Origin of the sequence: Xanthomonas sp. NCPPB 1128, assembly GCF_001043115.1 — a bacterium.
Classification (GTDB): domain Bacteria; phylum Pseudomonadota; class Gammaproteobacteria; order Xanthomonadales; family Xanthomonadaceae; genus Xanthomonas_A.
In genome coordinates this window covers 78,727-92,620 of record NZ_LFME01000007.1, presented here as the reverse complement: position 1 = coordinate 92,620, position 13,894 = coordinate 78,727, and the positions used below count along the sequence as shown (strand labels likewise).

At 65.0% G+C, this 13,894-nt stretch carries 12 protein-coding genes and 4 tRNA genes; all 16 read right to left on the bottom strand.

Annotated features, from left to right (window positions below; translation table 11 throughout):
• Positions 1-34: 34 nt before the first annotated feature.
• Positions 35-4,186, bottom strand: a complete 4,152-nt coding sequence (rpoB, locus tag ACP93_RS07160) for a DNA-directed RNA polymerase subunit beta (RefSeq protein ID WP_048490046.1) — start codon at positions 4,184-4,186, stop codon at positions 35-37.
• 296 nt (positions 4,187-4,482) lie between these two features.
• Complete coding sequence (rplL, locus tag ACP93_RS07155; RefSeq protein ID WP_010341338.1) at positions 4,483-4,851, bottom strand: 50S ribosomal protein L7/L12; 369 nt, start codon at positions 4,849-4,851, stop codon at positions 4,483-4,485.
• A gap of 63 nt (positions 4,852-4,914) precedes the next feature.
• On the bottom strand, positions 4,915-5,457 hold the full coding sequence (gene rplJ / locus ACP93_RS07150) for a 50S ribosomal protein L10 (RefSeq protein WP_048490045.1): 543 nt from the start codon (positions 5,455-5,457) through the stop codon (positions 4,915-4,917).
• A 484-nt stretch (positions 5,458-5,941) separates the two neighbouring features.
• The gene (gene rplA / locus ACP93_RS07145) at positions 5,942-6,640 is read right to left on the bottom strand and encodes a 50S ribosomal protein L1 (protein ID WP_048490044.1); all 699 of its coding nucleotides are present in this window, start codon (positions 6,638-6,640) and stop codon (positions 5,942-5,944) included.
• A gap of 3 nt (positions 6,641-6,643) precedes the next feature.
• The gene (gene rplK / locus ACP93_RS07140) at positions 6,644-7,072 is read right to left on the bottom strand and encodes a 50S ribosomal protein L11 (RefSeq protein ID WP_010341342.1); all 429 of its coding nucleotides are present in this window, start codon (positions 7,070-7,072) and stop codon (positions 6,644-6,646) included.
• 200 nt (positions 7,073-7,272) lie between these two features.
• Positions 7,273-7,830: a transcription termination/antitermination protein NusG gene (nusG, locus tag ACP93_RS07135; RefSeq protein WP_048490043.1), complete on the bottom strand. Its 558-nt coding sequence runs from the start codon at positions 7,828-7,830 to the stop codon at positions 7,273-7,275.
• Positions 7,831-7,843: 13 nt separating this feature from the next.
• The gene (gene secE, locus ACP93_RS07130) at positions 7,844-8,257 is read right to left on the bottom strand and encodes a preprotein translocase subunit SecE (protein WP_048490042.1); all 414 of its coding nucleotides are present in this window, start codon (positions 8,255-8,257) and stop codon (positions 7,844-7,846) included.
• Between the two features lie 50 nt (positions 8,258-8,307).
• Positions 8,308-8,383 (bottom strand) — tRNA-Trp (locus tag ACP93_RS07125).
• A gap of 165 nt (positions 8,384-8,548) precedes the next feature.
• Complete coding sequence (gene tuf, locus ACP93_RS07120; protein WP_048490041.1) at positions 8,549-9,739, bottom strand: elongation factor Tu; 1,191 nt, start codon at positions 9,737-9,739, stop codon at positions 8,549-8,551.
• A gap of 45 nt (positions 9,740-9,784) precedes the next feature.
• Positions 9,785-9,860, bottom strand: a tRNA-Thr gene (locus ACP93_RS07115).
• A gap of 30 nt (positions 9,861-9,890) precedes the next feature.
• A tRNA-Gly gene (locus ACP93_RS07110) sits at positions 9,891-9,964 on the bottom strand.
• Between the two features lie 32 nt (positions 9,965-9,996).
• A tRNA-Tyr gene (locus tag ACP93_RS07105) sits at positions 9,997-10,082 on the bottom strand.
• Between the two features lie 159 nt (positions 10,083-10,241).
• Positions 10,242-11,333, bottom strand: coding sequence for a redox-regulated ATPase YchF (ychF, locus tag ACP93_RS07100; RefSeq protein ID WP_048490040.1), 1,092 nt, complete (start codon positions 11,331-11,333; stop codon positions 10,242-10,244).
• Positions 11,334-11,408: 75 nt separating this feature from the next.
• On the bottom strand, positions 11,409-11,993 hold the full coding sequence (pth, locus tag ACP93_RS07095) for an aminoacyl-tRNA hydrolase (protein ID WP_048490039.1): 585 nt from the start codon (positions 11,991-11,993) through the stop codon (positions 11,409-11,411).
• Between the two features lie 54 nt (positions 11,994-12,047).
• Positions 12,048-12,695: a 50S ribosomal protein L25/general stress protein Ctc gene (locus tag ACP93_RS07090; RefSeq protein ID WP_017907366.1), complete on the bottom strand. Its 648-nt coding sequence runs from the start codon at positions 12,693-12,695 to the stop codon at positions 12,048-12,050.
• Positions 12,696-12,864: 169 nt separating this feature from the next.
• Entirely contained in the window at positions 12,865-13,824 is a 960-nt protein-coding gene (locus ACP93_RS07085) for a ribose-phosphate diphosphokinase (RefSeq protein ID WP_017907365.1), read from the bottom strand.
• Between the last annotated feature and the right edge of the window lie 70 nt (positions 13,825-13,894).

The window sequence follows — 13,894 nt, the reverse complement described above, 5'->3', positions numbered from 1 at the left end:
GAGTCCCGGGTCCCGGACCCCGGGTCCCGGCCCCTCAGTCTTCCAGTTCCATGTTGATCGCCAGCGAGCGGATTTCCTTCACCAGCACGTTGAAGGACTCCGGCATGCCGGCGACCATCTCGTGCTCGCCGTCGACGATGTTCTTGTACATCTGGTTGCGGCCCTGCACGTCGTCGGACTTCACCGTCAGCATTTCCTGCAGGGTGTAGGCCGCGCCGTAGGCTTCCAGCGCCCAGACTTCCATTTCGCCGAAGCGCTGGCCGCCGAACTGCGCCTTGCCGCCCAGCGGCTGCTGGGTGACCAGCGAGTACGGGCCGGTGGAGCGCGCGTGCATCTTGTCGTCGACCAGGTGGTTCAGCTTCAGCATGTGCATGTAGCCGACCGTGGTGTGGCGATCGAACGCCTCGCCGGTGCGGCCGTCGTACAGCTGGGTCTGGCCGCTGATCGGCAGGTCGGCGAGTTCGAGCATGTGCTTGATCTCGGCCTCGGTGGCACCGTCGAACACCGGGGTGGCCATCGGCACGCCGTCGGTCAGGTTCTTCGACAACGCCAGCAGCTCCGCGTCGCTGAACTGGTCCAGATCCACGCGGTCCTCGCCCAGCTTCTGGTCGTGGTTGTAGATCTGCGCCAGGAACTTGCGCAGGTCGGCGACCTTGGCCTGGGCCTCGAGCATATTCTGGATCTTGCGACCCAGGCCCTTGGCGGCCCAGCCCAGGTGCACTTCCAGCACCTGGCCGATGTTCATACGCGACGGCACGCCCAGCGGGTTCAGCACGATGTCCACGGTCTCGCCGTTGGCCATGTACGGCATGTCCTCGATCGGCTGGATCATCGACACGACACCCTTGTTGCCGTGGCGACCGGCCATCTTGTCGCCGGGCTGGATGCGGCGCTTCACCGCCAGGAACACCTTGACCATCTTCAGCACGCCCGGAGCGAGGTCGTCGCCGGCGGTGATCTTGCCGCGCTTGTCGGCGAAGCGACGCTCGAACTCCTTCTCGTGCGCCTGGATCTGCTTCTGCGCGCGCTCGATCGCCTCGGAGGCGTCCTCGTCCTTCATGCGCAGCGCGAACCAGTCGGACTTCTTCAGGCCGTCCAGGTAGGCGTCGCTGACGGTGTCGCCCTTCTTCAGGTTCGGACCGCCGTTGGCGACCTTGCCGATCAGCTGGCCACGCAGACGCGCATAGATCGCGCTTTCCAGGATGCGGAACTGGTCGTCGAAGTCCTTCTTGACCCGCTTGATCTCGTTTTCCTCGATCTGGCGGGCGCGCTTGTCCTTCTCGATGCCGTCGCGGGTGAACACCTGCACGTCGATGACGGTGCCGTCCATGCCCGGCGGCACGCGCAGCGAGCTGTCCTTCACGTCCGAGGCCTTCTCGCCGAAGATCGCGCGCAGCAGCTTCTCTTCCGGGGTCAGCTGGCTCTCGCCCTTCGGCGTGACCTTGCCGACCATGATGTCGCCGGCGCGCACTTCCGCACCGATGTACACCACGCCGCTCTCGTCCAGGCGGTTCAGCGCCTGCTCGGACACGTTGGGGATGTCGGCGGAGATCTCCTCCGGCCCCAGCTTGGTGTCGCGCGCCACGCAGGTCAGTTCTTCGATGTGGATCGTGGTGTAGCGATCCTCTTCCACCACGCGCTCGGAGAGCAGGATGGAGTCTTCGAAGTTGTAGCCGTTCCACGGCATGAACGCGATCAGCATGTTCTGGCCCAGGGCCAGTTCGCCGATGTCGGTCGAGGGACCGTCGGCCAGCACGTCGCCGCGCGCGATCACGTCGCCCACGTTCACCAGCGGACGCTGGTTGATGCAGGTGTTCTGGTTGGAACGCGTGTACTTGATCAGGTTGTAGATGTCGACGCCGGCGTCGGTGCCGCCGCCGATCTCGGCCTCGTTGACCTTGACCACGATGCGGCCGGCGTCGATCTGCTCGATCACGCCGCCACGGCGCGCGTTCACGGTCACGCCCGAGTCGCGCGCCACCGCGCGCTCGATGCCGGTACCGACCAGCGGCTTCTGCGCACGCAGCGTCGGCACGGCCTGGCGCTGCATGTTCGCGCCCATCAGTGCGCGGTTGGCGTCGTCGTGCTCCAGGAACGGCACCAGCGCGGCCGCGATCGACACGGTCTGCATCGGCGACACGTCCATGAAGTGCACTTCCGCCGGCGGCTTCAGCAGCGACTCGCCCTGGTAGCGGCACGGCACGAACTGCTCGGTCAGGCGGCTCTTGGCATCGTGCAGCGCGTTGGCCTGCGCGATGACGTACTCGTTCTCTTCGATCGCCGACAGGTACTCGACCTCGTCGGTGATCTGGCCGTCCACGACCTTACGGTACGGCGTCTCCAGGAAGCCGTACTGGTTGGTGCGGGCATACACCGCCAGCGAGTTGATCAGGCCGATGTTCGGACCTTCCGGGGTTTCGATGGTGCAGACGCGGCCGTAGTGGGTCGGATGCACGTCGCGCACTTCGAAGCCGGCGCGCTCGCGGGTCAGGCCGCCCGGGCCCAGCGCGGAAACGCGACGCTTGTGCGTCACTTCCGACAGCGGGTTGTTCTGGTCCATGAACTGCGACAGCTGCGAGGAGCCGAAGAACTCCTTGATCGCGGCGGCCACCGGCTTGGCGTTGATCAGTTCCTGCGGGGTCAGGCCTTCGGACTCGGCCATGGACAAGCGCTCCTTGACCGCGCGCTCGACGCGGACCAGGCCCACGCGGAACACGTTCTCGGCCATTTCGCCGACCGAACGCACGCGACGGTTGCCCAGGTGGTCGATGTCGTCGACCACGCCGCGGCCGTTGCGGATCTCGGTCAGGACCTTGATCACGTCCAGGATGTCGGAGCTGTCGGCGTGCTCTGCGACCAGGCGCTTGGACTCTTCGTCGTTGCGCTCGCCGAAGTACTTCTTGTCGTACAGCACCGACTCGCCGGTGACTTCCTTGCGGCCGACACGACGGTTGAACTTCATGCGGCCGACCGTGGACAGGTCGTAGCGCTCGAAGGTGAAGAACAGGTTGTGGAACAGGTTCTGCGCGGCGTCCTTGGTCGGCGGCTCGCCCGGACGCATCATGCGGTAGATCTCGACCAGCGCCTCGAGCTGGGTCTTGGTCGGATCGATGCGCAGGGTGTTGGACAGGTACGGACCGCGATCCAGGTCGTTGACCCACAGCGTGCCCACGGCGTCGACGCCGGCCTTGCGGAAGGCATTGAGCTGGTCTTCGCTGATTTCGTCGTTGGCGCTGGCCAGCAGTTCGCCGGTCGAAGCATCGACCACGTCGTGCGACAGGATGCGACCGACCAGGTAGTCATCGGGCACGGCCAGTGCGGCGACGCCGGCGGCCTCGAGCTGCTTGACGTGGCGCGCGGTGATGCGCTTGCCGGCTTCGACGATGACCTTGTCGCCGTCGGCCAGGTCGAAGTTCAGGGTCTCGCCGCGCAGGCGCTCGGGCACCAGCTCCAGCTGCACGCCTTCCTTCGGGTCGATGTGGAAGGTGTTGATCTCGAAGAACTCGGACAACATCTCCTCGTTCGAGTAGCCGAGCGCGCGCAGCAGGATCGACACCGGCAGCTTGCGGCGGCGGTCGATACGGGTGAACAGCGCGTCCTTCGGGTCGAACTCGAAGTCCAGCCAGGAACCGCGGTACGGAATGATGCGGGCGCTGTACAGCAGCTTGCCCGAGCTGTGGGTCTTGCCGCGGTCGTGGTCGAAGAACACGCCCGGCGAGCGGTGCAGCTGCGAGACGATGACGCGCTCGGTGCCGTTGACGATGAAGGTGCCGTTGTCGGTCATCAGCGGGATTTCGCCGAGGTAGACCTCCTGCTCCTTGACGTACTTGATCGCCTTGGTCGAGGACTCGCGGTCGTAGATCACCAGGCGCACGGTCACGCGCAGCGGCGCGCCGTAGCTCATGCCGCGCTGACGGCATTCACGCTCGTCGAACACAGGTTCGCCGAGCTTGTAGCCGACGTACTCCAGCGCCGCGTTGCCGCTGTAGCTGGAGATCGGGAACACCGATTTCAGGGCCGCGTGCAGGCCGTGGTCCGAACGCTTGTTCGGGTCGGTGTTCTCCTGCAGGAACTCGCGGTAGGAATCCACCTGGATGGCGAGCAGGAACGGCACTTCGAGGATCGAGCGCTGCTTGCCGAAGTCCTTGCGGATACGCTTCTTTTCGGTGAACGAATAAGACGTCATGAGGTATCACCTTGGCTGATGCGGGCCACGCGTCCGCGGCCCTGAGTGAACATAAATTGTCAGTTGGAAGTCGCTGGTATTGCCGGCACCAGCACGCCTTCTCCCGCTACTTCCAACTACCAACTCGGTGAAGCCGAGATTGGGGATGACGGGATTCGGGATGGGTCGACGACCGCCCCTCGAATCTCCAATGCCGAATATCCAATCCCGGCGTTACAACAACGGCCAAAGGCCGGGGGCTTTCGCCCCCAGCCTTCAGTGCATCGCCTCGAACGGCTGGCGATGCAAGGGACTGCTTACTTGACTTCGACCTTCGCGCCAGCGGCTTCCAGGTCCTTCTTGAACTTGTCGGCGTCTTCCTTCGACACGGCTTCCTTCAGGACGCCGCCGGCCTCGGTGAGGTCCTTGGCTTCCTTCAGGCCCAGGCCGGTGATGGCGCGGACGGCCTTGATGACGTCGACCTTCTTGGCGCCGGCGTCGATCAGGATGACGTTGAACTCGGTCTGCTCTTCGACCGGCGCGGCGGCCACGGCCGGACCGGCAGCGGCGACCGGGGCGGCGGCGGAAACGCCGAACTTGTCTTCGATGGCCTTGACCAGCTCCATCACTTCCATGAGGGTCTTTTCGGCGATTGCGTCGACGATCTGCTCGTTAGACAGGGACATTGTGATTACCTTTGGAATTTTTTCTGGATGAGGTTCTAGTGAACCGTTTCAGGTGTCGCGAACTTAAGCCGTTTCAGCCGGGGCTTCCGCTTCGGCGTCGGCGGGAGCGGCGTCGCCGCCACCCTGCTTGTCGCCCACGGCCTTGACCGCACGGGCGAACATGCTCGCCGGCTCGGCCAGGACGCGTGCCAGCATGGCCAGCGCCTGCTCGCGGGTCGGCAGCGACGCCAACACCTCGAGATGAGCGGCCGGATACAGCTGACCACCCAGCGACACGACCTTGGCCTGCAGCTTGTCGTTACCCTTGGCGAATTCCTTGATCAGACGACCGGCAGCGCCGGGTTCTTCCGTCGAGAACGCATACAGCAGCGGACCGACCAGCGCGTCCTTGACGCACTCGTATTCGGTACCGGCAACGGCACGCGCGGCCAGGGTGTTCTTGACAACACGCAAGTACACACCGGTTTCGCGCGCCTTCTTGCGCATCGCGGTCATTTGCGAGACCGTGATGCCGGCGTACTCGGCAGCAACCAAGGAGTGGGCCTTCGCGGCGACGTCGGCCAGTTCGGCGACGACTTCTTGCTTCTGGGACAGATTGAGAGCCATTGCACTCCTCCGTTAAAGCCGGGAGTTGAAATGCGCGACCTGGGATGCGTCAGGAGCGATACCGCCGCTCTTGCCAATCCCCAATCGCGAATCCCGAATCCCTGCTTCAAACTTACTCCGCTCGCGGCTCCTGCCGCTTGCGGTCCTGGGCGGCCTCCGTCCTGGATGCCGGGGATGCCGCATGGCATCCCAGTTGGTGGCCGTTCCAGACCTGGAGTGAGCGCGCCCGGGACACCGGGCTGGCCTGCACCAGAAAAACTCCAGAAAGGCGGCACCATCTACGCCGGCGCGTCCCCGAGGGGACTGGATTAAGCGATCCCGCTGTACCGACGGCGACTCCTTGCCATTTCGAGCTTCCGTGCCCGTCGTCGGTGTGCGCAGACCGCGCCTGCGGTCTTTGACGGCTTCGCGTCGGGTTGCCCCGGGCGACGCCTTCAAAAGGGTGACACCGGCGCCGCACCTCGCGGGCGGCGCCGTGTTGCGATTACTTCAGGGACAGCGAAGCCTGATCGATGGTGACGCCCGGACCCATGGTCGAGCTCACCGAGATCTTCTGCAGGTAGGTGCCCTTCGAGGTCGCCGGCTTGGCCTTGACCAGGTCCAGCAGCAGCGCCTGCAGGTTGCTCTTCAGCGCGTCGTCTTCGAAGCTGGCCTTGCCGATGGTGCAGTGGATGATGCCGGCCTTGTCGGTGCGGTAGCGCACCTGGCCCGACTTGGCATTCTTTACCGCTTCGGCCGGGTTGGCGGACACGGTGCCGACCTTGGGGTTCGGCATCAGGCCGCGCGGGCCCAGCAGGGTGCCCAGCTTGCCGACGACGCGCATCGCGTCCGGGGTGGCGATGACCACGTCGTAGTTCAGGTCGCCGCCCTGCATCTTCTCGGCCAGGTCGTCCATGCCGACGGCTTCGGCACCAGCGGCCAGCGCCTCATCGGCCTTGGCGCCGGCGGGGGCGAACACCGCCACGCGCACGCTCTTGCCGGTGCCGGCCGGCAGCACGGTGGAACCGCGCACCTGCTGGTCGGACTTCTTCGCGTCCACGCCCAGGCGCACGGCCACGTCGACGGCTTCGACGAACTTGGCCTTGCTGGTGGTCTTGACGATCTTCAGCGCTTCGTCGATCGAATACGCCTTGCCCGGCTGCACGGCAGCACGGATCGCTTTCTGTCGCTTGGTCTGTGCCATTGCTTAACCCTCCACCGTCAGGCCCATGCTGCGGGCGGAACCCGCAATCGTGCGTACCGCCGCTTCCAGCTCCGCCGCCGTCAGGTCGGCTTCCTTCGCCTTGGCGATCTCTTCGAGCTGCTTGCGGGTCACCTTGCCCACCTTCTCGGTGTTCGGGCGCTTGGAGCCGGAGCTGACGCCCGCGGCCTTCTTCAGCAGCACGCTGGCCGGGGTGCTCTTGGTGACGAAGGTGAAGGTACGGTCCGAATAGGCCGTGATGATGACCGGAGTCGGCAGGCCCGGCTCCAGCTTCTGCGTGGCGGCATTGAACGCCTTGCAGAATTCCATGATGTTCAGACCACGCTGACCCAGCGCAGGACCGACCGGCGGCGAGGGGTTGGCCTGACCGGCCTTCACCTGCAGCTTGATGTAACCGACGACTTTCTTTGCCATTTTAGTGTCTCCGGGTGCTAGCGCCTGAACCGCAGGCTCCCCATCGCGACGGGAAAATCACGTGTCCCGCCATCACGTTTTTGAAGTGCGCAGAAAGCCGCCTTGCGGCGGCTTCCGTTCTGCCCGGCGGCTTGCCTGGACAGGGAGCCGCGCAGTATAGCAGAGATTTTGGCACCCGGCGCAGCCGCGCCGGGGCAGGCTCAGGCCTTCTCGACCTGGCCGAATTCCAGCTCCACCGGGGTGGAACGACCGAAGATCAGCACCGCCACGCGCAGGCGGCTCTTCTCGTAGTTGACTTCCTCGACCACGCCGTTGAAGTCGTTGAACGGACCATCGGTGACCCGGACCATCTGGCCCGGCTCGAACAGCACCTTCGGACGCGGCTTCTCCACGCCATCCTGGACGCGCTGCAGGATCGCATCGGCCTCTTCGTCGCGGATCGGCAGCGGACGGTCGGCGGTGCCGCCGATGAAGCCCATCACCTTCGGCGTTTCCTTGACCAAGTGCCAGCTTTCGTTGTCGATGCGCGGAATACCGCCCTCATCGTGGGTCTCGATCTGCACCAGCACATAGCCCGGGAAGAACTTGCGCTCGGAACGGCGCTTCTGGCCGGAGCGCATTTCGATCACTTCCTCGGTGGGGACCAGCACGTCGCCGAAGCGCTCCTGCATCTCGTCACGCACAATACGGTCGCGCAGCGCTTGTGCCACGGACTTCTCGAAGCCTGAATAGGCGTGAACGACATACCAACGCTTCACTGCTGCACTCTCCTCAACGGCTCACGAACCACTGCATCAGCTTCTGGATCAGGAAATCGAACCCGCCCAGCAACAGACTCAGAATGATCACCACCACGATCACCACCCAGGTGGTGCGGATGGCTTCCTGACGGGTCGGCCACACCACCTTGCGCAGTTCGAAGCGGGATTCGGACAGGAACTCGCGGCCTTCGCGCCCCTTGGCGGTCAGCAGGAACACCGCCGCGCCGGCAGCCAGGCCAGCGATCACCGCCAGTGCGCGCAGCGGACCGGACCAGCTTCCCAGCTGCGTCGCGCGGCTCGGCTCGCCGAACCAGAACCAGACGACCAGGCCCGCGATCACCAGCAGCGCTGCGATGACGTACTTGACGATATCGCCACCAGAAGACGCGGCGGGGCCTTTGGAATGCTCGATCTTGCTGTTCATCCGACTCTTGCTGCTATGCGACCGAGGTCACTGGATAGGGAGCGGCAGATTGGCACGCCAGGAGGGACTCGAACCCCCAACCTGCGGTTTTGGAGACCGCTGCTCTGCCAATTGAGCTACTGGCGTGTAGTAAGAACGACTGCACTTCCCTGAGACGGCGAAGGCGGACCGAAGGTTCCGGCCCGCCCTTCGCTGAACCCGGCGGCCGGAGCCGCCTGCACCTCGTCGGATTCCGGCGACCAAAGCCGCCGTCCTGCCGTCGAGCCCGGCGGCCTTGGCCGCCGGAGGGCATTACTTGATGATCTTGGCCACCACGCCGGCGCCGACGGTACGGCCGCCTTCGCGGATCGCGAAGCGCAGGCCTTCGTCCATCGCCACCGGGTTGATCAGCGTCACCACCATCTTGACGTTGTCGCCCGGCATCACCATTTCCACGCCTTCCGGCAGCTGCACCGCACCGGTGATGTCGGTGGTGCGGAAGTAGAACTGCGGACGGTAGCCCTTGAAGAACGGGGTGTGACGGCCGCCCTCGTCCTTCGACAGCACGTACACTTCGGCTTCGAAGTCGGTGTGCGGCTTGATCGAACCCGGCTTGCACAGCACCTGGCCGCGCTCCACGTCGTCACGCTTGGTGCCGCGCAGCAGCAGGCCCGCGTTGTCGCCCGCCTGGCCCTGGTCCAGCAGCTTGCGGAACATTTCCACGCCGGTCACGGTGGTCTTCTGCGTCGCACGGATGCCGACGATTTCGATTTCGTCGCCCACCTTGATGATGCCGCGCTCGATACGACCGGTCACCACGGTGCCGCGGCCGGAGATCGAGAACACGTCTTCCACCGGCATCAGGAACGGCTTGTCCACGTCGCGCTGCGGCTCCGGGATGAACGAGTCCAGCGCGTCCACCAGCTTCAGGATCGCCGGCACGCCGATCTCGCTCTGGTCGCCTTCCAGCGCCAGACGGGCCGAACCATGGATGATCGGGGTGTCGTCGCCCGGGAAGTCGTACTTGCTCAGCAGCTCGCGCACTTCCATCTCGACCAGCTCGAGCAGCTCGGCGTCGTCGACCATGTCGGCCTTGTTCAGGAACACCACGATGTGCGGCACGCCGACCTGGCGCGACAGCAGGATGTGCTCGCGGGTCTGCGGCATCGGGCCGTCAGCGGCCGAGCACACCAGGATCGCGCCGTCCATCTGCGCCGCACCGGTGATCATGTTCTTGACGTAGTCCGCGTGACCCGGGCAATCCACGTGCGCGTAGTGGCGCGTCGGGGATTCGTATTCCACGTGGGCGGTCGAGATCGTGATGCCGCGCGCCTTCTCTTCCGGCGCCGCGTCGATCGCGTCGTACGCCTTGAACTCGCCGCCGAAGCGCTCTGCGCCGATCTTGGTCAGCGCCGCGGTCAGCGTGGTCTTGCCGTGGTCGACGTGACCGATGGTGCCGACGTTGACGTGCGGCTTGGTGCGCTCGAACTTACCCTTGGCCATGGCTGCTTCTTCTCGGTGATCGTAGAAAGATTTGACGACTGAATATGGTGCTCACGAAAGGAATCGAACCTTCGACCTCCTCCTTACCAAGGAGGTGCTCTACCGACTGAGCTACGTGAGCGTTGTTCTATTGTGACACAAGCGCGTTCAATGGAGCGGGAGACGGGAATCGAACCCGCACCATCAGCTTGGAAGGCTGAGGTTCTACCGTTGAACTACTCCCGCTACGGGATGCCGCACTGCCACAACAAAATAACTGGTGGAGGGAGGTGGATTCGAACCACCGAAGGCGTAAGCCAGCAGATTTACAGTCTGCCCCCGTTGGCCGCTTGGGTATCCCTCCAACTTACCCGCTCGAACCCGGCTGCGAGGCCGAAATCAGAGAGGGGTGAAACAGCCCGCTATTCTTCCCTGACATCCCCGCCTTGTCAACAGTATTTTGACGCGATGTCGCAGGAAATCGTCGTGACCCGCATGCGCCCGGCCGGGGCGCACGCACGCATCAGACGTTGAAGCGGAAATGCAGGATATCGCCTTCCTGCACGCGGTATTCCTTGCCTTCCAGACGCAGGCGCCCGGCTTCCTTGGCCCCGGCCTCGCCCTTGTACTTGATGAAGTCGTCGTAGGCGATGGTTTCGGCGCGGATGAAGCCCTTCTCGAAGTCGGTGTGGATCACCGCTGCGGCCTGCGGCGCGGTCGACCCGGCCTTGACCGTCCAGGCGCGCACTTCCTTCACCCCGGCGGTGAAGTAGGTCTGCAGCCCCAGCAGGGTGTAGCCGGCGCGGATCACCCGGTTCAGGCCGGGCTCGTTGAGACCCAGATCGGCCAGGAACGCGTCGCGGTCGGCGTCGTCCAGCTGCGACAGCTCTTCCTCGATCGCCGCCGACACCGGCACCACCTCGGCACCTTCGGCGGCGGCATGCGCGCGCACCGCATTCAGGTGCGGATTGTTCTCGAACCCGTCTTCCAGCACGTTGGCGATGTACATCACCGGCTTGAGGGTGAGCAGGAACAGGTCGCGCACCAGCGCCTTCTCTTCCTCGTCCAGCCCGGCGTTGCGGCCGGCCTTGCCCTCGGCCAGCGCGGCCTGCAGCTTGGCCAGCACCGGCTTGCGCGCCGCCGCGTCCTTGTCGCCGCCCTTGGCCGAGCGCTCGGCACGGTTGAGCGCCTTCTCCACGCTGTCCAGGTCGGCCAGGGCCAGTTCGGTATCGATGGTCTCGATGTCGGAAACCGGGTCGACCTTGTTGTTCACGTGGATGATGTCGCCATGCTCGAAGCAGCGCACCACGTGGGTGATCGCATCAACCTCGCGGATGTGCGCCAGGAACTTGTTGCCCAGGCCCTCACCACTGGCCGCACCGGCGACCAGACCGGCGATGTCGACGAACTCGACCGCGGTCGGCACGACCTTCTGCGGATTGATGATCGCCGCCAGCGCGTTCAGGCGCGGATCCGGCACCGGCACCACGCCCACGTTCGGCTCGATGGTGCAGAACGGGAAATTGGCCGCAGCGATGCCCGCCTTGGTCAGCGCATTGAACAGGGTCGACTTGCCGACGTTGGGCAGGCCGACGATGCCGCATTTGATGCCCATGTTTCAGATTCCGGGATTTGGGATTCGGGATTGGAGATTCGCCCAGCCGCGCGGCCGCGAATCCCCAATCCCCAATCACGCGCCCCTGCCCGTATGCAACCGCTTCATCGCCTCGTTGAAGTCGCCCTGCACGGCCAGCGGCAGCACCTCGATGGCGTCGTCGATGGCACGGTCGATGAGCACCTGGTCGTCCTTGCCGGCGCGTCCCAGTACCCACGGCACCACCTTGTCCTTGTGGCCGGGATGGCCGATGCCGATGCGCAGGCGGTGGAAGCCGGCATGCCCGAGCAAGCGGATGGTATCGCGCAGTCCGTTCTGGCCGCCGTGGCCGCCGTCGAACTTGAGCCGCGCCGTGCCCGGCGCCAGGTCCAGCTCGTCGTGCGCCAGCAGCGCCTGCGCCGGTTCGATCTTCCAGAAGCGCAAGGCGGCCGTGACCGACTTGCCACTGAGATTCATGAAGGTGGCTGGCTTCAGCAGCCACACCGACTGCCCTGCGACCTCGACCTTGGCGGTCTCGCCGAACAGCTTGGCGTCCACGCTCCAGCGTGCGCCAGCCCGCTCCGCCAACGCGTCGACAAAACGAAACCCGGCGTTGTGCCGGGTATTCGCGTGTTCGGCGCCGGGATTGCCCAGGCCGACGATCAGACGCAGACCAGTCATGCGCAATGCATCGCCGCAGCGTCCGGACCGACGGCCCGGACGCTGCGCAGGCGATTACTTGCCGTCCTTCTTGGCCGGCTCGGCGGCAGCCGCCGCGTCGGTGGCTTCCGGCTCTTCCTCGACACGGCCGTGCTTGGCGATGACCACCGCCACGTCGTGCTCCTTGCCAAGCTTCAGTTCCGGCAGCTCGACGCCGGCCGGCAGCTTCAGGTCGGACAGGTGGATCACGTCGCCGACCGACAGCGCGGCCAGGTCGACTTCGACGAACTCCGGCAGGTCCTTCGGCAGGCACACGACCTGGATTTCGTTCAGCTCGTGGGTCACGACCACTTCGGCCGACTTGCCGGCCGGGGACACGTCCTCGTTGATGAAGTGCAGCGGCACCGAGGCGTGCAGGGCTTCGTTGTCGTTCACGCGCTGGAAGTCGATGTGCATGATCAGCTGCTTGAACGGGTGACGCTGCATATCGCGCAGCAGCACCTTCTGCACATCGCCATTCAGGCTCAGGCTGAGGATGGACGAATAGAACCAGTCGTTCTGGCTGGCCAGCCAGACTTCGTTGTGGTCGAGCTGGATGTTGACCGGCTTCAGATCGCCACCGTAGACGATCGCCGGGATCAGGCCGTCGCGACGGAGGCGGCGGCTCGCACCCTTGCCCTCGACTTCGCGGCGCTGAACCTTGATTTCATGCGTGGTTGCCATTTGCGTTTACTACCTTGGTTGAATGAACCGCCTCGCGGCGGTTTGAAGGACTCTTCCGCGACCAGAAGAGTCTGTGGGGCCGGGAGTGGGGAATCGGGAATGGAGAATCGGTCAAAGCGCGACACTGCGCCGTTGCGATTCCCTATTCCCGATTCCCCATTCCCAGCCTTTAATCGACGTACAACGAACTCACCGACTCGCCGAAGGCGATGCGGCGGATGGTTTCGGCCAGCAGTTCGGCGACGCTGAGCTGGCGGATCTTGCCGCAGGCGCGGGCGGCCTCCGACAGCGGAATGGTGTCGGTGACCACCAGTTCGTCCAGCTGCGAATTGCTGATGTTGCTCACCGCCGGGCCGGACAGCACCGCGTGCGTGCAATAGGCGGCGACCTTCAGCGCGCCGCGCTCCTTCAGCGCGGCCGCGGCGGCGCACAGGGTGCCGGCGGTGTCGACGATGTCGTCGACCAGCACGCAGGTCTTGCCCTCGACGTCGCCGATGATGTTCATCACCGTGGACACGTTGGCGCGCGGGCGGCGCTTGTCGATGATCGCCAGGTCGGCATCGTCCAGGCGCTTGGCCACGGCGCGGGCGCGCACCACGCCGCCCACGTCCGGCGACACCACGATCAGGTTGTCGGTGCCGTAGGCGCGCCAGATGTCGGCCAGCAGCAGCGGCGAGGCGTAGACGTTGTCGACCGGGATGTCGAAGAAACCCTGGATCTGGTCGGCGTGCAGGTCCACGGTCAGCACGCGGTCGGCGTTGACCGCGCTGAACATCTTCGCCGCGACCTTGGCGGTGATCGGCACGCGCGAGGAGCGCATGCGCCGGTCCTGCCGCGAGTAGCCGAAGTACGGCACCACCGCGGTGACGCTGGCGGCGCTGGCGCGCTTGAGCGCGTCGATGATCACCAGCAGCTCCATCAGGTTCTCTGCGCTGGGCGCGCAGGTCGGCTGGATCACGAACACTTCCTGCCGGCGCACGTTCTCCTCGATCTCCACCTGCACTTCGCCGTCGGAGAAGCTGGAGACCATCGCCTTGCCGGGGCGCACGCCAAGCTCGCGGCAGATGCTTTTGGCCAGGGGCTTGTTGGCGTTGCCGGAGAACACCAGCAGGTTGCGTTGGTCTTGCATGAGGAGTCTCTCGGGTGGCTGCAAAGAGCGTGTGGCGACGGAACGACGTGAATCGGAAAGCGGAAGAGGA

Coding starts and splice junctions, on each gene's coding strand:
- rpoB (WP_048490046.1), bottom strand. CDS start 4,186: ATGACGTCTTATTCGTTCACCGAAAAGAAGCGTATCCGCAAGGACTTC.
- rplL (WP_010341338.1), bottom strand. CDS start 4,851: ATGTCCCTGTCTAACGAGCAGATCGTCGACGCAATCGCCGAAAAGACC.
- rplJ (WP_048490045.1), bottom strand. CDS start 5,457: ATGGCTCTCAATCTGTCCCAGAAGCAAGAAGTCGTCGCCGAACTGGCC.
- rplA (WP_048490044.1), bottom strand. CDS start 6,640: ATGGCACAGACCAAGCGACAGAAAGCGATCCGTGCTGCCGTGCAGCCG.
- rplK (WP_010341342.1), bottom strand. CDS start 7,072: ATGGCAAAGAAAGTCGTCGGTTACATCAAGCTGCAGGTGAAGGCCGGT.
- secE (WP_048490042.1), bottom strand. CDS start 8,257: ATGAACAGCAAGATCGAGCATTCCAAAGGCCCCGCCGCGTCTTCTGGT.
- tuf (WP_048490041.1), bottom strand. CDS start 9,739: ATGGCCAAGGGTAAGTTCGAGCGCACCAAGCCGCACGTCAACGTCGGC.
- ychF (WP_048490040.1), bottom strand. CDS start 11,333: ATGGGCATCAAATGCGGCATCGTCGGCCTGCCCAACGTCGGCAAGTCG.
- pth (WP_048490039.1), bottom strand. CDS start 11,993: ATGACTGGTCTGCGTCTGATCGTCGGCCTGGGCAATCCCGGCGCCGAA.
- ACP93_RS07090 (WP_017907366.1), bottom strand. CDS start 12,695: ATGGCAACCACGCATGAAATCAAGGTTCAGCGCCGCGAAGTCGAGGGC.
- ACP93_RS07085 (WP_017907365.1), bottom strand. CDS start 13,824: ATGCAAGACCAACGCAACCTGCTGGTGTTCTCCGGCAACGCCAACAAG.